General features: G+C 72.0%; 24 protein-coding genes. 7 read left to right on the top strand and 17 right to left on the bottom strand.

Going from position 1 to position 20,482, the window contains the following annotated elements; all coding sequences use genetic code 11:
* Positions 1–24: 24 nt before the first annotated feature.
* Complete coding sequence (locus BSZ37_RS13485) at positions 25–480, top strand: META domain-containing protein (RefSeq protein WP_095511052.1); 456 nt, start codon at positions 25–27, stop codon at positions 478–480.
* Here BSZ37_RS13485 and BSZ37_RS13480 read toward each other — a convergent pair.
* Positions 477–2,126: an ATP-binding protein gene (locus BSZ37_RS13480; RefSeq protein WP_095511051.1), complete on the bottom strand. Its 1,650-nt coding sequence runs from the start codon at positions 2,124–2,126 to the stop codon at positions 477–479. The genes BSZ37_RS13485 and BSZ37_RS13480 overlap by 4 nt on opposite strands.
* Positions 2,127–2,202: 76 nt before the next feature.
* Complete coding sequence (locus BSZ37_RS13475) at positions 2,203–2,466, bottom strand: hypothetical protein (RefSeq protein WP_095511050.1); 264 nt, start codon at positions 2,464–2,466, stop codon at positions 2,203–2,205.
* 113 nt (positions 2,467–2,579) lie between these two features.
* Between BSZ37_RS13475 and BSZ37_RS13470 the strand changes: the two genes are divergently transcribed.
* Positions 2,580–3,266, top strand: coding sequence for a phasin family protein (locus BSZ37_RS13470; protein WP_095511049.1), 687 nt, complete (start codon positions 2,580–2,582; stop codon positions 3,264–3,266).
* A gap of 43 nt (positions 3,267–3,309) precedes the next feature.
* On the opposite strand, the gene BSZ37_RS13465 is transcribed toward BSZ37_RS13470, so the two are convergent.
* Positions 3,310–4,680: a wax ester/triacylglycerol synthase family O-acyltransferase gene (locus BSZ37_RS13465; protein ID WP_095511048.1), complete on the bottom strand. Its 1,371-nt coding sequence runs from the start codon at positions 4,678–4,680 to the stop codon at positions 3,310–3,312.
* A 109-nt stretch (positions 4,681–4,789) separates the two neighbouring features.
* Positions 4,790–5,872 carry a dual-specificity RNA methyltransferase RlmN gene (gene rlmN / locus BSZ37_RS13460; RefSeq protein WP_095511047.1) on the bottom strand — a complete coding sequence of 361 codons (1,083 nt, stop codon included), beginning with the start codon at positions 5,870–5,872 and terminating at the stop codon, positions 4,790–4,792.
* A gap of 112 nt (positions 5,873–5,984) precedes the next feature.
* On the opposite strand from rlmN, the gene BSZ37_RS13455 reads away from it, so the two are divergent.
* The gene (locus BSZ37_RS13455; RefSeq protein ID WP_095511046.1) at positions 5,985–6,560 is read left to right on the top strand and encodes a hypothetical protein; all 576 of its coding nucleotides are present in this window, start codon (positions 5,985–5,987) and stop codon (positions 6,558–6,560) included.
* Here BSZ37_RS13455 and BSZ37_RS13450 read toward each other — a convergent pair whose 3' ends face one another.
* From BSZ37_RS13450 to cyoE, 5 genes are read right to left on the bottom strand one after another with little or no spacing between them, the layout of a single operon-like run.
* Complete coding sequence (locus BSZ37_RS13450) at positions 6,561–6,998, bottom strand: YqaA family protein (RefSeq protein WP_218830500.1); 438 nt, start codon at positions 6,996–6,998, stop codon at positions 6,561–6,563. It lies immediately after the preceding gene.
* Positions 6,995–7,993 (bottom strand): AI-2E family transporter, encoded by a 999-nt coding sequence (locus BSZ37_RS13445; RefSeq protein ID WP_095511045.1) that lies wholly within the window; start codon positions 7,991–7,993, stop codon positions 6,995–6,997. The genes BSZ37_RS13450 and BSZ37_RS13445 overlap by 4 nt, the downstream gene beginning before the upstream one ends.
* A 34-nt stretch (positions 7,994–8,027) precedes the next feature.
* The gene (locus BSZ37_RS13440; RefSeq protein WP_095511044.1) at positions 8,028–8,792 is read right to left on the bottom strand and encodes an ABC transporter permease; all 765 of its coding nucleotides are present in this window, start codon (positions 8,790–8,792) and stop codon (positions 8,028–8,030) included.
* The gene (locus tag BSZ37_RS13435) at positions 8,789–9,706 is read right to left on the bottom strand and encodes an ABC transporter ATP-binding protein (RefSeq protein ID WP_095511043.1); all 918 of its coding nucleotides are present in this window, start codon (positions 9,704–9,706) and stop codon (positions 8,789–8,791) included. The genes BSZ37_RS13440 and BSZ37_RS13435 overlap by 4 nt, the downstream gene beginning before the upstream one ends.
* Entirely contained in the window at positions 9,706–10,620 is a 915-nt protein-coding gene (gene cyoE, locus BSZ37_RS13430) for a heme o synthase (protein ID WP_095511042.1), read from the bottom strand. The genes BSZ37_RS13435 and cyoE overlap by 1 nt, the downstream gene beginning before the upstream one ends.
* A 209-nt stretch (positions 10,621–10,829) precedes the next feature.
* Here cyoE and glmM point away from each other — a divergent pair, with 209 nt between their 5' ends.
* Positions 10,830–12,194 carry a phosphoglucosamine mutase gene (gene glmM / locus BSZ37_RS13425; RefSeq protein WP_095511041.1) on the top strand — a complete coding sequence of 455 codons (1,365 nt, stop codon included), beginning with the start codon at positions 10,830–10,832 and terminating at the stop codon, positions 12,192–12,194.
* On the top strand, positions 12,191–12,625 hold the full coding sequence (locus tag BSZ37_RS13420; protein ID WP_095511040.1) for a hypothetical protein: 435 nt from the start codon (positions 12,191–12,193) through the stop codon (positions 12,623–12,625). The genes glmM and BSZ37_RS13420 overlap by 4 nt, the downstream gene beginning before the upstream one ends.
* On the opposite strand, the gene BSZ37_RS13415 is transcribed toward BSZ37_RS13420, so the two are convergent.
* From BSZ37_RS13415 to groES, 5 genes are all read right to left on the bottom strand, one after another.
* Positions 12,603–13,376 carry an NRDE family protein gene (locus BSZ37_RS13415; RefSeq protein ID WP_095511039.1) on the bottom strand — a complete coding sequence of 258 codons (774 nt, stop codon included), beginning with the start codon at positions 13,374–13,376 and terminating at the stop codon, positions 12,603–12,605. The genes BSZ37_RS13420 and BSZ37_RS13415 overlap by 23 nt on opposite strands.
* Positions 13,377–13,412: 36 nt before the next feature.
* The gene (locus BSZ37_RS13410; protein ID WP_095511038.1) at positions 13,413–14,342 is read right to left on the bottom strand and encodes a COX15/CtaA family protein; all 930 of its coding nucleotides are present in this window, start codon (positions 14,340–14,342) and stop codon (positions 13,413–13,415) included.
* Positions 14,336–14,923, bottom strand: a complete 588-nt coding sequence (locus BSZ37_RS13405; protein WP_095511037.1) for a CAP domain-containing protein — start codon at positions 14,921–14,923, stop codon at positions 14,336–14,338. Before BSZ37_RS13405 ends, BSZ37_RS13410 begins: the two co-directional genes overlap by 7 nt.
* A gap of 194 nt (positions 14,924–15,117) precedes the next feature.
* Entirely contained in the window at positions 15,118–16,755 is a 1,638-nt protein-coding gene (gene groL, locus BSZ37_RS13400; RefSeq protein ID WP_095511036.1) for a chaperonin GroEL, read from the bottom strand.
* 68 nt (positions 16,756–16,823) lie between these two features.
* A complete protein-coding gene (groES, locus tag BSZ37_RS13395; protein WP_095511035.1) occupies positions 16,824–17,117 on the bottom strand; it encodes a co-chaperone GroES in 294 nt (97 codons plus the stop codon).
* A gap of 181 nt (positions 17,118–17,298) precedes the next feature.
* On the opposite strand from groES, the gene BSZ37_RS13390 reads away from it, so the two are divergent.
* Complete coding sequence (locus BSZ37_RS13390) at positions 17,299–17,787, top strand: DUF2085 domain-containing protein (protein ID WP_095511034.1); 489 nt, start codon at positions 17,299–17,301, stop codon at positions 17,785–17,787.
* The gene (locus BSZ37_RS13385) at positions 17,787–18,302 is read left to right on the top strand and encodes a DUF4199 family protein (RefSeq protein WP_095511033.1); all 516 of its coding nucleotides are present in this window, start codon (positions 17,787–17,789) and stop codon (positions 18,300–18,302) included. Before BSZ37_RS13390 ends, BSZ37_RS13385 begins: the two co-directional genes overlap by 1 nt.
* Here BSZ37_RS13385 and BSZ37_RS13380 read toward each other — a convergent pair.
* The 3 genes from BSZ37_RS13380 to BSZ37_RS13370 are packed head-to-tail and all read right to left on the bottom strand — an operon-like array spanning position 18,299 to position 20,470.
* Positions 18,299–18,913: a hypothetical protein gene (locus tag BSZ37_RS13380; RefSeq protein ID WP_095511032.1), complete on the bottom strand. Its 615-nt coding sequence runs from the start codon at positions 18,911–18,913 to the stop codon at positions 18,299–18,301. The genes BSZ37_RS13385 and BSZ37_RS13380 overlap by 4 nt on opposite strands.
* 50 nt (positions 18,914–18,963) lie before the next feature.
* Entirely contained in the window at positions 18,964–20,115 is a 1,152-nt protein-coding gene (mutY, locus tag BSZ37_RS13375) for an A/G-specific adenine glycosylase (protein WP_179299636.1), read from the bottom strand.
* Between the two features lies 1 nt (position 20,116).
* Positions 20,117–20,470, bottom strand: coding sequence for a hypothetical protein (locus BSZ37_RS13370; protein ID WP_143537662.1), 354 nt, complete (start codon positions 20,468–20,470; stop codon positions 20,117–20,119).
* Between the last annotated feature and the right edge of the window lie 12 nt (positions 20,471–20,482).

Genomic DNA, 20,482 nt, shown 5'->3' with positions numbered 1-20,482 from the left:
GGCGACCTACTCGTTCCACCGCACATGCGCCGACTGCCCGTCCTCCTCGCCCTCGCAGTTCTCGTCGGATGCGACACGTTCGGACCCGACGACGCGCTCCCTCGGCCCGGAGCGGTCTCGACCGAGGTCGCAGCCCTCCGGGCGGTCGACCGGTGGGTCGCCGTCGCGGCCGTGTCGGACGGCGCGACGGTCCGCTTCCCGGACAGCCTGTTCACTGCGACGTTCTCCAACGATGGGAACGTCAGTGGAAGGACGTCTGCCAACCGCTACGGCGGCGACTACGAGGCCGGCGACGACGGATCACTCGCGATCGGCAGCCTCGCGACGACGCTCATCGGCGAGTACGAGGAGCGGGCCCGTCTGTCCATAATTCTGCTGTCCGAGCTCCAACAGGCCGACCGGTTCGAGGTGGCCGATTCGACGCTCATAGTTCGCTCGGCCGACGGCGACGGGGTCCGCTTCCGCGCCGGGGCGCCCTAAAAGAGCGTCCCCATCTCGGACTGGAGCGCGCCGGCAGTCTCGGCCACCGGGCCCCCGAGGCGGGCGCGGACGTCGTCGAAAAACTCGGGGCCGTAGTCGCGGGTGCGGATCGTGATCGGCATCGGGACGGCGTGGCCGAGCAGGAGCGCCTGCTGCTTCGAGTCGAGCGAGGCGAGGATCTGCCGGAGCCCGCTCGCGCCGGGCGTCCCCACGAGCGCGGCCGCGATGTCCTTCTCGTCGTTGAGCTGGGCGACGAGCTTCGTCCCGATCTGGGAGAGCACCTCCTCGTCGATCCCGCTCGGCCGCTGGTCGACGATCAGGAGCGACACGAAGAACTTCCGCATCTCGCGGGCGATCTTCCCGAACGGCGTCTCGCGGGCGGTCTCGGGGCCGAGGAAGTTGTGGGCCTCTTCGATCGTGATGAGAAGCTGCTGCGGCTTGTCGGCCTCGGACTTCGTCGCCTCGTAGTCCTCCATCTTCCGCTCGTAGCGGTCGCGGAGCCGCCGCGTGATGACGTTGGCCACGAGGAGGTAGACGAGCAACGACTTGTAGCGCCCGAACTGGAGCACGACCGACCGGCCGCGGTCGAGGGACTCGAACAGCTCGTCGATCGCGTCGCGCTTGCCCCCGGACGACTCGGTGTGGAAGAACGGGAGGCCGTCGAGCCGGTCGAGCTTCCGCTTGAGGGCGGAGAGCGCGCCGGGGTGGGCGCCGGTCTCCTCGGCCATCCGCTCGACCTCAGAGGGCTCGGCCTGGAGGAGGCGGGCGAGCCAGTTCTTGCCGTACTGCTTCTTGAGGCCGTACGTGCTCTCGGTCGCCGTCGCGTTGAGGTTGAGAGTCTCACGGAGCGGGAGCACGTCCTCGGGCTCGACCTGGTCGGCGTAGAGGTGGAGCTCGACGTCAGCCGACTGGCTGCGACGGCGGAGGGCTTGCGGGTCGAGTGTGAACAGCTGGACGCGCGTGGGGAAGAGGTCCTTGAGTCCCTTCACAAAGGCGCCTTCGCCTTCGCCCGACTCCTGGCGGACGGCGTACCCGTACTCGCCGTGCATGTCGAACACGAGCGACGCCGCGCGGCCCGTCGCGATCGTCCCCGCCAAGAGGAGGCGCGTCAGGAAGCTCTTGCCCGTCCCGGTCTTTCCGAAGACTGCGTTCGAGCGTTCCACGAACCGCGCGAGGTCGAGGCACACGGGCGAGTCCATCCCCAGCGGCGAGCCGACGTGGAGGAACCGGTCGCCGCCGTCGGAGGCCTCGGACCCGAACACGCGGGCCACGTCGTCGTCGGTCGCCTCACCGACGGCGGAGAAGTGGGCCGGGATCGTCTTGACGGGGAGCGGGGCGTTGTCGTCGAGCCCCTTTTGGACCATCAGCTGAGGCCGGAGCGAGACGGTCGCGTACGTCCCAGAGCCCTGGAGCACGCGCCGGAGCAGGTCCTCGTCCTCGCCGGGCGGACGGAGCAGGATGCCCTCGTTGGCCGCGTCGATCTTCAGGTCGGTGATGAGCGAGAAGAAGTCGTACGCCTCGCCTTCAATCACGACGAACGTCCCGGCCGTCACGCTCTCGACCGACCGGGCCGGCGAGAGCTTCATCTCGACGCCGCCGGCCAGGGAGCCGTGGGTGAGGACGCCGACGCGGGCACGCTTGGACATGGGGCGGGAGGGGGGACCGCCTGGAAGCTAGCGGTGACCGCCGACCCGCTCCTCCCGCCTCGGCGCCGAGGCGGACCTAATCGACCGGCGGCTTGAGCAAGCCGTCGCCCTTCTTCCCCTTCTGGCCGAACAGGGTGTCGAGCACGTCCTCGCGGGTCAGGAGCGCCGTGATCCCCGCGATCACGAGGTCACCGACGAGCCGCCTCGTCGTGCCGAGGCGGAAGATCCCGCGCAGCAACCCGCTGACCGTCTTGAACAGGAGGGGGACGATCAGGAGCGCGCCGAGGAAGCCGAGGACGACTTCGAGGAGGGACCGGGTGCTGGAGGTGGAACGAGCCATCGGACGGGAGAGAGGGGCCGGGCTCGTACTCGGGAGGGCAGCGGCACGTTTCCGGCACGGGGAACGAAGCGGGGGGCACGCGCGGTAGCAGGCGCTCCCAACCCCCGTCCGCCATGGCCAAGTCGAAGAAGACCAAGGGCTCGAAGAAGAAGGCCACGCCCGCCATCCCGAAGACGCTCCGCACGGGCGACCTGCCGCAGCCGGTCGAGGACGTGTGGGCCGCCGGCGTCGGCGCGCTGGCGCAGGCTCGGAAGACGGGCGGCGAGTCGTTCGACGCCCTCGTCTCGCTCGGGTCGACGGTCGTCGAGAAGGGGACGGGCGCTGCGAGGTCGGCCGTCGGGCAGGTGGAGCACGCGGCCTCCTCGCTGACGTCGACGGCCAAGGGGGTCGCCAGCGGCGCCGTCGGCACCGTCGCGGACACGGTCGAGGGGTTGGTCGAGGCCGCTCTCGGGAGGCTCGGCGTGCCGGGCCGTGACGAGGTCCTCGCCCTCCGCTCGCAGGTCGACGCGCTCCAGGCCCGTGTGGCGTCGCTGCTGGCGGAGGCCGCCGAGCCGGTCGCCGAGGCGGCTGGGGCGGGCGGCCTCGTCCCCGAGGCCCCGACGGTGTACCAGGTCACGAAGCACGACCGGGGCTGGGCCGTCCAGCGCGTCGGCGCCGAGCGCGCCTCGGCAGTCCACCCGACCAAGAAGGAGGCGCTGGTCGACGCCCGTCAGACGGCCCGCGCTCACGCGCCGAGCCGCCTCATCGTCTACAAGGCCGACGGCGAGGTGTCGGACGAGACGGCGTACGACCAAGCGTAGCGTCGCTCCGGGTGCGTCCGCCTCGCCGCCGAGGTGGGCCGCCTCACCCTGCCGCGCCAAACGCCTCCGCCAGCGCCGCGAACTCGTCCTCGAACGCGTGCGCCAGCTCCGCGGGGTCGTCCACGATCGCCGCGTCTGCCGCGATGCCGACGCGGACGACTCCGTCGAGGCTGAGGATGCTGATGCCGAGACCGAGGTCGCCGGCCTGGGGCACCCAGAACATCAGCGTGGTGATGGGCGCGCCCTCGATGTGGAGCGTCTCCGTGGGGCCGGGCACGTTCGTCAGGACGCCGCTCGCCTTCTGCTGGAAGAGCCGGACCACGAACCGGTGGGCCCACATCGGCGCCCGGCCGATGGACTGGAGGATGCCGTAGACGACCGCCGGCTCGTACGTGTCCTTCACGGTGTCCATCCGCTCCTTCGTCAGGCGCAGCCGGCCCTCGGCCGTCGGTTCGCCGACCGGGAGCGCGACGAACACGAGGCCGAACGAGTTGCCGAGCTCGTGGGCCTTCTCGAGCGGCCGGACGTTGAACGGCGTCGCCGTCCGGACCGTCACGCCGTCGACGGGCTCCCCCCGCGCTTCGAGGTACCGCCGGAGCGCGCCCGCGGCCGACGACATGAGCACGTCGTTGACCTTCGCGTCGAGAGACCGGCCGACCGCCCGGATGGTCTCGAGCGGGATCGGGCCGGTCCACGCCGCCTGCTTCACGGGCGACGTCCCTCGCTTGAGGACCGTGTCGCTGTCCGCGGGCATGGCCAGGAGGTGGGCGAGGCTGGCGGCCCCGCCACCCGCGGCCTTGAGCCGTCCGCCGAGGTGCCGCGGCTTCGTGATCAGGTCGAGCGCCTCCGCGCCGGCGTTCTTCAGGGTCGAGAGCGCGCGCTCCGACACCGGCCGCCTGGGTCGGCGCGCGCGCCCCGTCGGCACGTCCGCGTCGAAGTACTCGTCGACGGCGTGGACGAGCACGTGCATCAGCGCGAGCCCGTCCCCGATGACGTGGTGGACGCGGACGACGAGGGCGCTGCCCGACGTCCCGTCGCCGTGGTCGACGCCGTGGACGAGGTGGAACGTCCAGGGCGAGTGGGCGAACGAGAGCGGCTGGCTCATCAGGTCGCTCACGAGAGCCTGAAGCCCCTCCTTGCCGCCCGGTGCGGGCACCTCCGTCTCGTAGACGTGGTGGTCGAGACTGAACCGCTCGTCGGGTACCCACCGCGGCCGGGCCGCCCCGACGCCCTCGATCCGCATTCGGAACCGGTCGAACCGCGACAGCCGCTCCTCCACGAACCGGCGGAGCTTGTCGAGCGAAAGCTCGGCCCCGAAGCCGACGACGCCGGTGATGGTCATCGGGTTCGTCGGCTGCTCCATGCGGAGCCACGCCGAGTCCGGCGGCGAGACGGGGAAGGGGCGGGGGGCCATGGCGCGAGCGGGGAGCGCCGCAGGATACGCGGAGGCCGCGAGCGACGGAAGCGGTTCCGTCCCACCGGGCTGCCCCGCCTCGGTGACGCGACGCGCGAGGCGGACGGAGCTAGGCCTCGCCCTCGGCGACCGCCAGCTGGCCACACGCCGCGTCGATGTCCTGTCCCCGGCTCCGGCGGACCGTCACGCGGACGCGCCGCTTTACGAGCTCGGCGATGAACGCGTCGAGCGTCGCCTCGTCCGACGACCGGAAGTCGGTGCCCTCGACGGGGTTGTACATGATCAGGTTGACCTTGCACGGCGCCCAACTCGCGATCCGCGCGAGGTTGTCGGCGTCCGCCGGTGTGTCGTTGACGCCCGCGAACAGGCAGTACTCGTAGGTCACGGGCCGGCCCGTCACGGCGTAGTAGTGGCGGACGGCCTGCCCGAGCGCCTTGAGGTCCGTCTTCTCCGACCGGTTGACCGGCATGATCGCGCTCCGCTGGGCGTCGGTCGGCGCGTGGAGCGAGATGGCGAGGCCGGCCGGTCGGACCGTCCCCTCGGCCTGGTCGTCGGCGAACTGGCGGATGCGGCGGGCGAGGCCGACGGTCGAGACGGTGATCCGCTTGGGCGAGAGGCCGAGGCCGTCGCACAGGAGGTCGAGGCTGTCGGCGACGGCGCGGTAGTTCTGCATCGGCTCGCCCATCCCCATGTAGACCACGTTCGTCACGCCCTTCCCGAACGTGTCCTTCGCGATCCGGTCCATGGCGTGGACCTGCTCGGCGATCTGGCCGGCCGTGAGGTTCTCCTGAAACCCCATCAGGCCCGTCGCGCAGAACGAGCACGCCATCGCGCAGCCGACCTGCGACGACACGCAGACCGTCAGCCGCTTCGCCTGGTGCTCGTCGTCGAAGTCGGGGATGAGGACAGCCTCGACGTGGCGCCCAGAGGGCAGCCGGAACAGGCTCTTGATGGTCCGGTCGGTGGCCTGCTGGCGGCGGACCTCGGCGAGCGTCCCGAGGTGGGCCGCCTCGGCGAGCCGCTCGCGGAAGGCGGCCGGGAGGTCGGTCATCGCCTCGAACGAGGTCGCGCCCTTCTCGTGGACCCACTTGAACAGCTGGCGCCCGCGGAAGCGCGGCTCGCCCATCGCGACGGCGAGGGCTTCGAGGGCGGGCTCGTCGAGCGAGCGGAGGTCGGGGCGCGTGGTCTCCATGCCCAAAGAAACGGCGCTCGCGGGCCGAGCGCGCACGGGCGCCGGGACGCGGGGTGAAGGCGCCGCGTCAGAACGGTGAATCCGTCTACCTTTTGTCAGATCCCCCGTCGTCATGCGCCGAATCGTCTCCCTCGCCCTCCTCGTAGTCCCCGTCGTCACGCTCGCGCAGGCGGCCAGCCCGCTCCCCGTGACGTTCCTGCCCGGCGGCGCGGGGGCTGAGGGCTGCTACGCGCAGTGGTCGACGCGTTCGGCCGTCCACGCCTACAGCGCGCCCACAACGGTGAGCACGCGGCTTCGGACGATCGACGCCGAGCGGCGGATCGACGCCAACGACTACTCCGAGTCGCTCACGGCCGTCCTCGAGCCGGGGCTCGTCCGCGCACGGCAGGACGTCCGGTTTCAGGGTGCGCAGCTCGGGACCGGTCGGTCGGAGGCCATCCGCCTGTCGCGCGGCGACGAGTTGACGGTCTTGGCCGCCGGGCCCGAGGAGTCGGTCTACTTCGCCTTCGGGACGGCCATCTACGCGGGCTTCGTCCCCGGCTTCTACGGGGGACCCGAGGTCGAGGTGATTCGCCAGCCCGTGACGGAGCTGTGGGTCCGGCTGATCGAACACGACGCCGAGCGGCCGGCATCGTGGATCAACACGGCGCAGGCGGGGGTGGCACCGCGCGAGTCGTTCTGCCTGTAGCTAGACGAGCCACAGGAGCGCGGCGTACCGCGCCACGCGGAGGCCCGCGACGAGCGGGAGGAACCACGCCAGCGGCACGCGCCCGACGCCGGCCGCCAGCGTCAGCGGGTCGCCGATGACGGGCAGCCACGACAGGAGGAGGGCCGGGGTGCCGTAGCGGTCGGTCCACCGGAGCGCCGCCCGGCCGCTTCTCGACCCCGCCAGCCGGTCGCCGACGCCCTCGCGGGCCCAGCGGCCGAGCGCGTAGTTGGCGAGGCAGCCCGCCGTGTTGCCGAGGCTGGCCCACCCGAGGGCGGTCGCGGGGGCCAGCCCGGCCGCGACGGCGGCGACGAAGGCGGCCTCGGACGAGACGGGGACGAGCGTCGCCCCGACGAACGCCGCCGCACACAGACCCCACGCGCCGTAGGCCTGCACCCACTCGACGAACTCCGGGCTCACCGCTCGGCCGGCGGCGCGTCGCGCGTGAGGAGCCGGGCGACCCACTCGGTCTCCTCGAACTCGCCGAGCGCCACGACGATGGCGGCCGTCAGAGGGACCGCGATGAACGCGCCAGCAATCCCCCAGGCCCAGCCCCAGAACGTGATCGACACGAGCACGACGAACGCCGAGAGCTCGAGGTAGCGTCCCTGTAGCTTCGGGTCGACGTAGGCGCCGAGGACGATCTGGATCAGCCCGATCCCGACGAGGACCACGGGCGCCTGCCAGCCCACGCCGAACTGGAGGATCGCGAAGACGACGGGGGGGACGACCGACACGATGCTCCCGATCGTCGGGATAAAGTTGAGGATGCCAGCGAGGAGGCCCCACAGGAGCGCGAGGTCGAGGCCCATGGCCCAGCAGAACAGGCCGGTCAGGACGCCGGTCGCCACGCTCGTGGCCGTCTGGACGACGACGAACCGCTGGACCTGCCGGGCCACCCGCTTGGTCGTGTCAACAGCCGCCGTGGAGACCGGGTCGTCGAACCGGTCGCGAAGCTTCCGCCCCCAGTGGGGGACCTCGGCGAGCGCGAGGGCGAACAGGGCGTAGACGAGGACGATGGCCCCGGCGACCGACCACACGCTCGAGAGGGCGCGGCGGAGCGGCCCCTGGAGGTCGGACTCGTCGGGGAGCCGTCCCGGGAGGGCCTCGGCGCGCTGGCGGAGGGACTCGAACTGGGGGCCGTAAGCCTCAAGGCCCGTTATTGCATACGACAACGTTTCCGACAGCGCCCACCCAAAGACCCCGAGCACCCCGGCCGCGACGAGGAAGGCGACGCCGACGGCCACCCGGTCGGGCATCCGCTCGCACAACCACTCCCGGAGCGGGTCGAACAGAACGACGAGGAAGAGCGCGAACGCGAGGGGCATCAGCACGACCGCCGCGGCGCGGACGAACCAGATCACGGCGACCGTCGCGAGAACGGCCAGCAGGCGGTGGCGGGAGGGGGAGGCCATGCCTGCCCAACGCCCGACGTCCGGCACGGTTTGGCTACGGCGTCCGCCGCGCGGTCCCGGCGGCCCAGGCGAACGCGAGCGCGGCCACGGCGACACTCACGATCAGGCAGGTCCCGAACGACAGCGACGTCCCGGGGATGGACGCCGGCAGCCCACCCAGCCCGTATCGAAGAAGGCCGACGCCGTAGGTCGCAGGATTCAGGCGCATGGCGAACGCGACGGCCTCGGACGCGCCGGCCTCGGGGAAGAACGCGCCGGACAGCAGCCACACCGGGATCAGGACGACGTTCATCACGGCGTGGTACGCCCGCCCGCTCTTGAGCCGCCACGCCATCACGAACCCGAACGCGCAGAACGTGACGGCCAGCAGCACGCCTGCGACGAGGGCCACCGCGGCGCCGCCGAGGCCGGGGCGGAAGCCGACGAGCGGGGCGAACGCGCCGATGAGTGCAGCCTGCCCGACGGCGAGCGTCACGCCGCCGAGCACGATGCCCAAGACGAGCGCGGACCGCGGCTGCGGCGCCACGAGCACGGCCTGGAGCACCCCCGACTGGCGGTCTTCGACGACGGAGAGCGTCGAGTAGATGGCGGTGAACAGGACGGTCAGCGCGACCATCCCGGGCAGGAGGTACTGGAGGTAGCCGGCGTCGGAACCGGGGACGGAGACGCTGTCGGCGAAGCCGAACCCGAAGACGACCCAGAACAGGACGGGCTGGGCGAGCACGCCGACGACGCGGGCGCGGTCGCGCACGAACACGCGGATCTCGCGGGACCACAGGGCGAGGACGGCCGCGGTCATGTCGGCTCGGGTGCGCGCCCGACGCGCGTCGCGAACACATCGGCCAGCGTCGGGGGCTGGATCGAGACGCCGCGGACGTCGGGGCGCTCGTACAGCGAGGCCACGAGATCCCGGGCCCGATCGCTCCGGACGAGCACGCGGTCCCCGACCACGCGGGCGTGAAGCGCGTCGGTCCGAAGCGCGGCGGCGAGGGATTCGGCGTCGTCAGCGTCGAGCCAGAGCGCGTCGGGGCCGAGGGCAGCGGTGAGCGCGTCGGGCGTCCCGTCGGCGACGACGCGGCCGCCGTCGAGGATCACGACGCGGTCGCACCGCGCGGCCTCGTCCATGAGGTGCGTTGCGATCAGCTGAGCGCCGTCGGCCCGGCGGCGATCGAGGACGGACCAGAACGCGTCACGAGCGAGCGGGTCGAGCCCGGTCGTCGGCTCGTCGAGGAGTGCGAGGGCGGGGCGGTGCATTAGCCCGCGGGCGAGGTCGAGGCGTCGGGCGAGGCCGCCCGAGAGCGTCCCGACGCGGCTGTCGGCCCGATCCGCCAGTCCGGCGTCGTCGAGGGCGGCGCCGACGCGGGCGGCGATCTCCGAGCGAGGGATCCGCACGAGCGCGGCCTGGAAGCGGAGCGCCTCGCGCGCGGTGATGGCGTCGTCGAGGGCGGGGCTCTGGAACACGACGCCGACGCGCTGGCGGACGGCGTCGGGCGCGGCGACCACGTCGTGCCCGGCGACCGCGACCCGGCCCGCCTCGGGCGCGAGGCGGGTGGAGGCGATGCGGAGGAGCGTCGTCTTGCCGCTCCCGTTGGGGCCCAGGAGGGCGACTCGTTCCGTCGGTCTGACCACCAGGTCGACGCCGTCGAGTGCCTGGACGTCGCCGAAGCGGTGGGCCAGGTCGCGCGCGTCGAGGGCGGCGACGGGCGCGGCCACTAGCGGAGGAGGAAGTCGGCGACGACCAGCACGAAGAAGGCCGGCACGTAGGCGATCGAGGCGAGGAGCAGCCGCCGCGCGCGGTCGTCGGTGGGCTCCGAGAAGAACGAGAAGGCCGGGATCGCGAAGGCCGTCCCGACGCCCATCATCCCGACGAGGAACAGCATCCCGGCCTGCCCGACGGCCGCGGGGAGCACACCGGCCACGAGGAGCGCGAGGGTGGCGCCGAGCACGAGCGTGGCCAGCGTGCGCTCGCCGTCGGCCGCGCTCGGCAGCATGCGAAAGCCCCCGCGCCGGTAGTCCTCCCGAAGCAGCCAGGCGAGCGCGTAGAAATGCGGGAGCTGCCAGAGGTAGAGGATCGCGAAGAGGGCCCAGCCGGTCGCGTCGAGCGCGCCCGTCGCCGCGGCGGCGCCGCCCAGCGCCGGGATCGCGCCGGGGATTGCGCCGACCAGGGTGTTGTGGACCGTCCGCCGCTTCAGCGGGGTGTACACGCCGACGTAGAGGGCGACCGTCGCGAGCGCGAGGCCCGTCGTCAGCACATTGGTGGTGGCCGCCAGAACGATGGCCCCGACGACGACGCAGAGGGCCGCGTAGACTGTCGCGTGGACCGAGCCCATGCGTCCGGACGGGAGCGGCCGCGTGGCCGTCCGGGCCATCCGGGCGTCGAACTGGCGCTCGGCGACGTGGTTGAGCGCGGCCGCCCCGCCACCGGTCAGCGCCGTGCCCGCCATCAGCCCGAGGAGGACGACCCAGTCGATCGGACCGGTCGCGCCGAGGAGGTAGCCGGCGGCGGCCATGACGACCACGAACGCCGTGATCCCGGGCTTCAGGAGCTCCTTGTAGTCCGAGAGCAGGGTGAACGCGGTCGGAGCCTCGACGGCGACGGCCACGGCGGACGAGGGACGGGGCCTCATGCGATCGTGGGGGGCGGGTGCGGAGAATCAACGCGCGACGGCCGCACCGTTCCGTCAAAAAACGGGCAGGACGCCGCGCGATCTGAACGCATCTCCAGGATAGAGCCGCGTCCCGGACCGGATGAGGGTTTCGCTCGTTCCCGACACCGACGCACCGGGCCGCCCCGGCTGTCACCCTCGACCTCCAACCCGACCGCCCCCCGATCTCCATGCCCCTCATCGCTTCCGTCTCTGGCATCCGCGGCGTCTTCGGCGACGGCCTCGACCCGGCCGCGCTCGTCCGCTACGCCTCCGCTTTCGGCGCCTGGCTCCGCCGGCAGACCGAGGCGCGCCCCCTCGTCGTGGTGGGGCGCGACGGGCGGGTGACGGGCGACGTCTGCGCCCGCCTCGTGACGGCCACGCTCCAGGCCGCCGGCTGCGACGTCGTCGACGCCGGGCTGGCGACGACGCCGAGCGTGGCGATGGGCGTGCTCAAGCACGAGGCCGACGGCGCCGTCATCCTCTCCGCCTCGCACAACCCGGCCGAGTGGAACGCGCTCAAGCTCCTCGACCGGAACGGCGAGTTCCTCGGTCCCGACGAGGGCGCCGAGGTGCTGGCGCTCGCCGACGAGGACGTCTCCGCCCACACGGTCGGCTACGAAGACCTCGGCGACTACGAAACCGACGATCTCCTCCCGTACCACGTCCAGAAGATCCTCGAGCTGCCGTACGTCGACCCCGATGCGATCCGCCAGCGCGGCTTCAAGGTGGTGGTCGACGGGATCAACTCGGTCGGCGCGTTCGCCATCCCGGCGATGCTGGAGGCGCTCGGCGTGGACGACGTCGAGGTCCTCAACGGCGACGTGACGGGCCGCTTCGCCCACAACCCGGAGCCGCTTCCGGCCCACCTCGACGGCATCACGAGCCGTGTGGCCGAGACCGGCGCCGACCTCGGCGTGGTCGTGGACCCGGACGCCGACCGGCTGGCGTTCGTCGAGGACGGCGGCCGGTTCTTCGGGGAGGAGCTCACGCAGGTCGTCGCCGCCGACTTCCTGCTCGGCAAGAAGGCCGGGCCCGTCGGAACGAACCTGTCGTCGTCGCGAGCCATCGAGGACATCGCGAGCAAGCACGGGCAAGAGGTGGTGCGGTCGGCCGTGGGTGAGATCCACGTCGTCCGGGCGATGCAGGAGGCGGGGGCAGTCATCGGCGGGGAGGGAAACGGGGGGGTGATCCTGCCGGACCTCCACTACGGCCGCGACGCGCTCGTGGGCGTGGCGCTCGTGCTCCAGCACCTCGCTGAGACGGGCCAGTCGCTCAGCGACCTCCGCGCCGGGTACCCCACCTACGCCATCGCCAAGCACAAGCTGCCGCTCACCGACGACCTCGACGCCGACGCGCTCCTCGACGCGCTCGCGGGGAGGTACGAGGGCCGCGTGTCCACCGTCGACGGGGTCAAGGTGGACCTCGACGAGGGCTGGGCGCACGTCCGCAAGTCCAACACCGAGCCGATCCTCCGCGTCTACACCGAGGCGGGCACCCCCGAGGCCGCCGACGCCCTCGCGGAGCGCTTCAAGGCCGAGCTCCTCGACGGATGATTCTGGGCCTCATCGCGGTCCCGCTCTTCCTGCTCTCGACGTGGGCCGCCCGCGTCGTGCAGCACCTCGCGTTCGGATTCGTCCCGGCGTGGGCGGTGAGCGTCCCGCTGTGGGTGGCGCTGACGGTCGCGATGCAGGCCGCCGCGTCGGTCGGCGCCGTCGCCCTCTTCCTCGCCGTCGCAGGGTGGATCGACGCCGAGCCGACGCTCTGGCTCCTGCTCCTCTACGCGGCCCTCGCACTGTGGCTCGTCTGGCAGCAGGCCGACGAGGCCGAGTGGGACCGCCGGACCGGCTGGATCGCGGCGCCGGATGACACCGAGAGCCGGTGGCTCGACTCGATCTCGGAGGTCACGGCGCGGGCCGTTCTCATCGGGACCGCCGCCGGTCTGGCGTTCGCCGCCGTCGTGTTCAGGTCGCTGCCGGTGGCGTGACCTCCGCCTCGGTGGTCGTGCCGGCTGAGCCGTCGGGAAGCCACGTCCGCTCGACCACGCGCCCGCCGCCGTCGCGGTCGAGCGCGAGCGCCGTCGAGACGCGCGTCCCGTACCCGTCGGCGACAATGCGGACGGGGGAGAGGCGGCGCTCCCACTCGAGCCCGACCCCGGTGTCCGGCAGGGCGTCGTCCGGGGCGGGTTCGCGGTCGTCGAGGATCGGCAGCAGGTCAGCCGGATCGACCGGGTCGGACCGGAGCGCGTCGCGGAGCCGCTGACGGGCTCGGACGACCTTCGGCCACGGCGTGTCGAGCCGGTCGTTCGAGATCCCGTAGACCCCCCGTTCCAGCTCCAACATTTCGTCGTGCCGCGTCGAGACCACGTGGACCGAGTCGGGATCGCCGACGACGAGGTTGAAGCCGTCGTACGTGTCGCGCTCCGCGTGCACCGCCTCGGCGTAGCTGCGGGCAGTGCCGTCGAGGCGGAGGAAGTCGGCGACGAGGGCGCCGCGCGACCGCGTGCTCGGCCGCGGATGATGCGGGTCGCGGACGTTCGTCAACACGCCCCACCGGCCCGTATCCGTCACGCCGAGCCACGTGCCGCCGGCCTCGAGGTCCCGGCCGGCGAGGACGCCGGGAGCGTCGTTCCACCATGCGAGCGGAGCGGCGGGCCGCGCGAACGCCTCGTCACGATTCCCGATGAGCACCAGCCGGTGCTGGGGATGGACGTCGAGGGCGAAGGCGACGAGGCACACAGGAGGAGGGCGTTCGGGGGCAGATCGGGGGAGCGGTCAGGCGGCGACGGCAGCCGACTCGACCGGCTCCAAAGCGGGGGCCGCCAGCGTCTCGGAGGCCCAAACGATCATGGCGATCCAGATCAGGTCGGTGATCAGCAGGTGGACGATCTGGAGCCAGATCGGCGCCATCAGCGCCACGTTGAGGGCGCCCAGGGCCATCTGGCCGAGGAACACGCCGAGGATCGTCATGCCCAGGGTCGTGGGTCGGGCGCCGGTCCGCGTCGCGAACACGGCAGCGCCGAGGATCGCGAGGGCGACGAACGCCATCGTCGGGTGGAACACGCGCGCGCCGAGGATGGCTGCGACGATCGGGTCGGTCTCGGGGTCGAGGCCACCGCCGAGCACGAGGGTGTCGCCGAGCGCCGTGATCGCCCCGCCAGCCCCGAGCACGAGTACGGCTAGCAGCGCGGCTCCGACCCAGCCCGCCTCGGCGCGCATTCCGAGGCGGGGCGTGTCGGCGCCTTCCGACCACCACGCGGTGAGCGTGAGCGCGCCGAGGAGGAAGAAGGTGTTCGTGAGGTGTGCCGCCATCCACACCGCCCGGCCGATCGATGGGTTGTAGGCGACGTACTCGAACAGGACGAGACCGGCCCCGATGGCGCCCTCCGTGATCATGAACACGAGCGACGCGACGGCCGCCTTCCGGACCGGCGACCCCTTCGCGGTGCCTCGAAACACGACGGCGACGAGCCCGAGGGCGGCAATCCCAGCCAGAGCGCTCGTGATCCGGTGCCCGAACTCGACGATCGTGTTCATCGTCGGTGCCGTCGGGACGACCTCGCCGTTGCACAGCGGCCAGTGGTCGCCGCAGCCGGCGCCGGAGCCCGACGCACGCACGAACGCGCCCCAGAGGATCACCAGGACGGTGTACCCGAGCACACCCCAGGCGACGCGAGAGACGGTACGGGAGGAGACGTTCAGCATAAAACCTGGGTGACGTAGATGCGGTCCTCGCGGTCCACGGCGACGCCGATGCCGTGGGCGGTCGAGACGCGGTCGAGGAGATTGCGACGGTGGCCCGGGCTGTCGAGCCACCCGCCGACGGTCTGGCGGGCGATCTCGTTGGCGGACAGCCACTCGTAGGTGCGCGTCGCGCCGTCGGCCGTCTGGCGAGTCCAGACCCGGCCGTAACGCCAGCCCTGGTACAGGTTCTCAGACACCCCGACCCGGGACCGCCCGCCGCGTAGATCGACTCGGCAGTCGACGCCCCGGGCCAGAGCCCGGTCCTGTGCGGTGGCGCCCTCTGGCGAGACGTGGTCGAAGTAGCCGCGGGACGCCATGTCCCGGCTGTGATCCCGGGCCACGGCCGCGAGGGCGTCGGACCACCGCAGCGGCGCCTCGCTGCTCGATCGGCGGGCCGCGTTCGCCTCCTGATGGACCTCGTCCGCGAGGCCACCGAGGTCGGGCCGGTCGTCCGCTCGGCCCGGTGCACGGGCTCCACGGTCCGCCTCGGGCGTCGGGAGGACGCAGCCGGTGAGGAGGCAGAGGAGTGTCAACCAGCGCATGAGGGGCCAACGGTCATCGGGCGGTCAGTGTAGGCCGACGGCGCCGGAGTTCGCGTGAAGGATGAGGCCCGTCCTCTCGTCCTCGGCTCCGAGGCCGACCAAAAAAAGGGGCGGCCCTCCGAAGAGAGCCGCCCCGTGGCGGTGCCCGCCTCGGGACCTCCGTGGGGAGACCGAGGCGGGGGTGCCGGGCTGGACTAGAAGTCCATGCCGCCGCCCATGCCGCCCATCCCGCCGCCGGCGGGCATCGCCGGCTCCTGCTCGGGCTTGTCCACAACGACCGTCTGGGTCGTGAGGAGCAGGCCGGCCACCGAAGCGGCGTTCTCGAGCGCGGTGCGGGTGACCTTCGTCGGGTCGACGACGCCCATGCTCAGGAGGTTGCCGTACTCCTCGGTCCGGGCGTTGAAGCCGAAGTCGGCCTCGCCATCCTTGACCTTCTGGACCACGACCGAGCCCTCGAGGCCGGCGTTGTTGACGATCTGGCGGAGCGGCTCCTCGAGCGCGCGACGCACGATCTTGACGCCGATCTGCTGGTCCTCGTTCTCGACCTGGAAGTCGTCGAGGGCCGAGATGGCGCGCACGAGGGCGACGCCGCCGCCGGGGACGATGCCCTCCTCGACGGCCGCGCGGGTCGCGTGGAGCGCGTCCTCGACGCGGGCCTTCTTTTCCTTCATCTCCGGCTCCGTAGCGGCGCCGATCTTCAGGACGGCCACGCCGCCGGACAGCTTGGCGAGCCGCTCCTGGAGCTTCTCGCGGTCGTAGTCCGAGGTCGTGTTCTCGATCTGGCTGCGGATCTGGCCGATCCGGCCCGAGATGTCCTCCTGCGTGCCGGCGCCGTCGACGAGCGTCGTGTTGTCCTTCGTGATGACGACGCGCTGGACGCTGCCGAGGCTGTCGAGCGTCGCGTTCTCGAGCTTGTAGCCCATCTCCTCGGAGAGGAGCGTGCCGCCCGTGAGCGTCGCGATGTCGCCGAGCATGGCCTTCCGGCGGTCGCCGAAGCCCGGGGCCTTGACGGCGGCCACGCGGAGTGTCCCGCGGAGCTTGTTCACGACGAGCGTCGCGAGGGCCTCGCCGTCGATGTCCTCGGCGACGAGGAGGAGCGGCTTGCCCATCTGGGCGACCTTCTCGAGGACCGGGAGGAGGTCCTTCATCGCCGAGATCTTCTTGTCGTGGATGAGGACGAGCGCGTCCTCGAGCACGACCTCCATCGCGTCCGGGTCGGTCACGAAGTACGGGCTGAGGTAGCCGCGGTCGAACTGCATGCCCTCGACGGTCTCGAGGGAGGTGTCGGTGCCCTTGGCCTCCTCGACCGTGATGACGCCGTCCTTGCCGACCTTCTCCATCGCCTCCGCGATGAGGTTGCCGATCTCCTCGTCGCTGTTGGCGGAGATGGTGCCGACCTGGGCGATCTCGTCCTTGCCGCCGACCTCGCGCGAGAGGCCCTTGAGCTCCTCGACGACGGCGGTGACGGCCTTGTCGATGCCGCGCTTGAGGTCCATCGGGTTTGCGCCCGAGTTGACCGAGCGGAGGCCCTGGTTCATGATCGCCTGGGCGAGGACCGTGGCGGTCGTCGTCCCGTCACCGGCGACGTCGGAGGTCTTGGAGGCGACCTCCTTGACCATCTGCGCGCCGACGTTGGCAATCTTGTCCTCGAGCTCGATCTCCTTGGCGACGGTCACGCCGTCCTTGGTGACAGTCGGGGCGCCGAACTTCTTCTCGATGATGACGTTGCGGCCCTTGGGTCCCAGCGTCACCTTGACGGCGTTGGCGAGCGCGTCGACGCCCTCCTTCAGCTGGTTCCGGGCGTCCGCGTCGAATGTGATCTGCTTAGCCATTGTGGTTGGTTGGTTCTAGAGTTGGGGGTGTCCGCCTCGGTACCGAGGCGGCCGGGCGAGCGCGAAGGCTAGCCGTTGACGATGCCGAGGATGTCGGACTCGCGCATGATGAGGACGTCCTCGCCGTCGAGCTGGATCTCGGTCCCGGCGTACTTGCCGTAAAGGACGGTGTCGTTCTCGGAGACGGTCATGTCGACCTTCGTCCCGTTCTCGACCTTGCCCGGGCCGACGGCCAGGACGGTCCCGCGCTGGGGCTTCTCCTTGGCGGTGTCAGGGATGTAGAGGCCGCCGGCCGTCTGGGTCTCGGCGTCCTGGGGCTTGACGACGACGCGGTCGCCGAGCGGCTTGATGGAAGCTGCCATGGTGTGGATTGGAAGGGGGGGTACAGAGGGTGCGGTCGAGCCGCGGCGAGTGAGATTAGCACTCTCCCCGCGAGAGTGCTAGGGTTCCAACCTCGGGTTCTGCCGGAGGGTCCCGCGCGCCGCGTTAAGTCGTCGTCAAGCGTGGCGCATCCTCGCCGGAGGCCCGCCGTAGGTTCGGGCCATGGCACGTCCCGCTCGGCTCTCCGTCGGCTGGTCGGTCGCGCTCGGCGCGGTCGGTACGCTCGCCGTGCTCGCCGTGCTCCCGCCCGTCCTCGGCGGCGAGCCGGGGGCCCTCGTCCGCGGGGCGTTCTCGACCGTCTGTCACCAGTTGCCGCACCGCTCTCCGCACCTGGCTGGGGAGGCGATCGCCCTCTGCCACCGGTGTTCGGGCATTTTGCTCGGCCTCCTCGCCGGGCTCGCGCTCGCACCCCTCGTCGGCCCCCGACTCCTCCGCCGGATCCAGCGCTCGGGCCAGATCGGCTGGCTGATTCTCGCCGGCGTCCCGACGGCCGTCGACTGGGCGCTCGGCGCGCTCGGCCTCTGGGCCAACACGCCCGCCTCGCGGACGCTGACGGGGGTCCTGTTCGGCGTCGTCGCCGGCGGCATCCTCGCGGCCAACCTGCTCACCCCGCGCGTGCCGCGCTCCCTCTCACCCTCGCTCACGACCTGATGCCCAGCAAGTCCCAATCCGTCCTCCTCGGCGCCGCGGTCTACACCGTCGCCGCTCTGATCACAGGGTTCATCGCCATCAACGGCGGGACCGCCGGCGGGTACCTCGCCAGCGCGCTCTGCTGCGTCTCGGCGCTGCTCGGCCCGTTCGTCGCCGTCTGGCACTACACCTCAACGAACCGGCTGACGATCCCGGCTGGGACCGGCGCCGGGATGGGGGCCGCGGCCATCGCCCTCGGCGGGATCGTGAGCTACGGGATCACGCTCTTGCTCCAGGCCATCAATGTGTACCCGTCCGACACAGAGCTGATGGACCGCCAGCGGGAGCAGCTCATCACGCAGGGGCTCGAGCCCGAGCAGATCGAGCAGGCGATGCAGATGGGTGAGATGTTCCAAGGCGTCGGCGGCGCCCTCCTCAACCTGGTCATCGCCGCGCTGATTGGCGCCGTCGCGGGGGCGATCGCGGCGTCGGTGTTCAAGAAGGGCGCCGCCGTCGACGAACTCGACGCCGTCTAGCGCTTGCGTCCCTGTCGGTCCCCGCGGATTCCGCCGCGGGGGCCGAAGATGGTCTGGAGCACGAACGCGTCGCGGGCCGTCTGCGGGTCGCCGAGTCGGCGCCGCCAGTTCGGGGAGGCCCCCATGGGCGGCGTCGGCTTCGGGCGAAGGCCATGGGGGTCGTAGTCACGACGGCCCGAGGTCGGCCGAGCTGCGAAGGCCGGCGCGGTCTCGAAGACCTCCTCGGAGAGCGGGTTCTCGGTCCCGAACCCGTGGGCTCCGTGGTCGACCGCGTCCGGCGCGTCGAACGAGCCGGGGACGGATTTGAACTCGCGGGCTGGCGTGCTCTCCAGGGCGGCGGGAGGGACCGGCGTGGTCTTGACCTCGACCTCGCGCTCCTCGGCAGCGACCCCACTCGCCTCGGCCATCGCGGTCTCCAACTGCGAGAGGAACGACTCGAACGGGGTGGGGCTGCGTTCCCTTGCGCCGTCGCCGCTCGACGGGACGAGCGCTTCCTGCGGGGCCTCGGTCCGCTCGCGCGCGGCCTTGCGCTGTTGGGCCTTCCGCCGCCCCGAGAGGAGGTAGTAGGCGGCGATAAAGAGGAGCGGGAGGAGGTCGACGAGGTTCTCCACGGCGTCGGGGGCTTGCCTCCAACGTACGCCGGACGAGGGGGCGAGATGCGCTACAGGAGCCGCGGGGCGCGGGCCTCTTCAATCAGCGCCTCGATGACGCGGCGGTTGGCACGAGGGAAGGCGTAGTCGTCGAGCGCGTCAATGGGCACCCACGCGATGGGCTCGCCGGTCTCGGACGCGGGCTCCCCCGACACGAGCCGGCACCGGAACGCGTGCATCGTGATGCGGAAGTGGGAATACGCGTGCTCAACACGGGCGATCGGCGCGCTGACCTCGACCTCGACCGCCAGTTCTTCGCGGAGCTCGCGTACGCACGCCTCGCCGGGCGTCTCGCCGTCTTCGACCTTCCCGCCGGGAAACTCCCACAGCCCGCCGAGCATCGCGTCTTCGGGGCGCCGCTGGATGAGGACGCGGCTCGCGTCGTCGATGACGAGCCCGACCGCGATCGTGTGATGGGGCACGGGCGCCCGTTTCGAGACGACCGGGAAGGCCTCCGGGGCCCCCCGGGCGTAGGCTTGGCAGACGTCGTTGAGCGGGCACCGTGGGCAGGCCGGGGATCGCGGAGTGCACACCGTCGCGCCTAGTTCCATGACACTCTCGTTCCACCGTCCGGGATGGGCCGGGTCGAGGAGCACGTCGGCCAGGTCCTGCAACTGGCGGCGCGTGCGGCCGGACCGCGCGTCGGCGTCGATGGCGAAGACGCGCGTGAGCACGCGGATCACGTTGCCGTCGAGGACCGCGAGCGGCGTGTCGAAGGCGAGCGAGAGGACGGCGGCGGCCGTGTACGGGCCGGCGCCGGGCAGCGCCCGGAACGCCTCCTCGTCCGACGGGACCTCGCCGTCGTGGTCGGCGACGACCTGCTGGGCGGCGCGGTGGAGGTTTCGGGCGCGGCTGTAGTAGCCCAGCCCTTCCCAGAGCTTCAGCACCTCGTCCTGGCCCGCCTCGGCGAGGTCGCGGACGGTCGGGAAGCGCTCGGTGAAGCGGCGGAAGTACGGCGTGGCCGTCTCGACGCGCGTCTGCTGGAGCATCACCTCCGAGACCCAGACGCGGTACGGGTCGCGACGGCCGTCGGGCCCGGGCTCACGCCAGGGCATCGGGCGGCGGGCGCCGTCGAACCACGCCGGCAACGCCTCGCGGAACGCGGCCCGCACCGGGGAGCGGGCCGCCTCGCGGAGAGCCTCGGCGAGGCCGTCGTCGGCCATGCTACCCCGTGATCTCGACGAGCAGGACGACCTCCTCGGCCGCGCGGCCCCCGCCGATCCGGCGGAGGCGGACGGGGAGCGTCCCGCGCTCACGGGCGAGCGTCCGCCACATGAACGAGCGGTCGACGAGCCAGGACAGGGCCGGAGCCTGGATCACCTCGTACGAGACGTCCGCGCCCGCCACGCGGCCAGGGAGCGCGACGATCAGCGTCTCGCCCGCGCGGACCGAGTACCGGAGGGTGTCGGCGCTAGCTTCGGCGGCGCCATACGGCGGCGGGGCCGGCGCGCGTTCCGCGGAGGCGGCCTGCGTGAGGCCGAGGGCACAGATCAGGAGACCCAGACGCAATGCAGGCACGATTCAGGGGGA

It is taken from the genome of Rubrivirga marina (assembly GCF_002283365.1).
Taxonomy (GTDB): domain Bacteria; phylum Bacteroidota; class Rhodothermia; order Rhodothermales; family Rubricoccaceae; genus Rubrivirga; species Rubrivirga marina.
This window is presented reverse-complemented; position numbering and strand designations above follow the sequence as displayed.

Coding starts and splice junctions, on each gene's coding strand:
- BSZ37_RS13470 (WP_095511049.1), top strand. CDS start 2,580: ATGGCCAAGTCGAAGAAGACCAAGGGCTCGAAGAAGAAGGCCACGCCC.
- groL (WP_095511036.1), bottom strand. CDS start 16,755: ATGGCTAAGCAGATCACATTCGACGCGGACGCCCGGAACCAGCTGAAG.
- rlmN (WP_095511047.1), bottom strand. CDS start 5,872: ATGGAGACCACGCGCCCCGACCTCCGCTCGCTCGACGAGCCCGCCCTC.
- BSZ37_RS13410 (WP_095511038.1), bottom strand. CDS start 14,342: ATGCTGAACGTCTCCTCCCGTACCGTCTCTCGCGTCGCCTGGGGTGTG.
- BSZ37_RS13440 (WP_095511044.1), bottom strand. CDS start 8,792: ATGACCGCGGCCGTCCTCGCCCTGTGGTCCCGCGAGATCCGCGTGTTC.
- BSZ37_RS13385 (WP_095511033.1), top strand. CDS start 17,787: ATGCCCAGCAAGTCCCAATCCGTCCTCCTCGGCGCCGCGGTCTACACC.
- groES (WP_095511035.1), bottom strand. CDS start 17,117: ATGGCAGCTTCCATCAAGCCGCTCGGCGACCGCGTCGTCGTCAAGCCC.
- BSZ37_RS13445 (WP_095511045.1), bottom strand. CDS start 7,993: ATGGCCTCCCCCTCCCGCCACCGCCTGCTGGCCGTTCTCGCGACGGTC.
- BSZ37_RS13405 (WP_095511037.1), bottom strand. CDS start 14,923: ATGCGCTGGTTGACACTCCTCTGCCTCCTCACCGGCTGCGTCCTCCCG.
- mutY (WP_179299636.1), bottom strand. CDS start 20,115: ATGGCCGACGACGGCCTCGCCGAGGCTCTCCGCGAGGCGGCCCGCTCC.
- BSZ37_RS13390 (WP_095511034.1), top strand. CDS start 17,299: ATGGCACGTCCCGCTCGGCTCTCCGTCGGCTGGTCGGTCGCGCTCGGC.
- BSZ37_RS13455 (WP_095511046.1), top strand. CDS start 5,985: ATGCGCCGAATCGTCTCCCTCGCCCTCCTCGTAGTCCCCGTCGTCACG.
- BSZ37_RS13480 (WP_095511051.1), bottom strand. CDS start 2,126: ATGTCCAAGCGTGCCCGCGTCGGCGTCCTCACCCACGGCTCCCTGGCC.
- cyoE (WP_095511042.1), bottom strand. CDS start 10,620: ATGAGGCCCCGTCCCTCGTCCGCCGTGGCCGTCGCCGTCGAGGCTCCG.
- BSZ37_RS13485 (WP_095511052.1), top strand. CDS start 25: ATGCGCCGACTGCCCGTCCTCCTCGCCCTCGCAGTTCTCGTCGGATGC.
- BSZ37_RS13420 (WP_095511040.1), top strand. CDS start 12,191: ATGATTCTGGGCCTCATCGCGGTCCCGCTCTTCCTGCTCTCGACGTGG.
- BSZ37_RS13475 (WP_095511050.1), bottom strand. CDS start 2,466: ATGGCTCGTTCCACCTCCAGCACCCGGTCCCTCCTCGAAGTCGTCCTC.
- BSZ37_RS13465 (WP_095511048.1), bottom strand. CDS start 4,680: ATGGCCCCCCGCCCCTTCCCCGTCTCGCCGCCGGACTCGGCGTGGCTC.
- glmM (WP_095511041.1), top strand. CDS start 10,830: ATGCCCCTCATCGCTTCCGTCTCTGGCATCCGCGGCGTCTTCGGCGAC.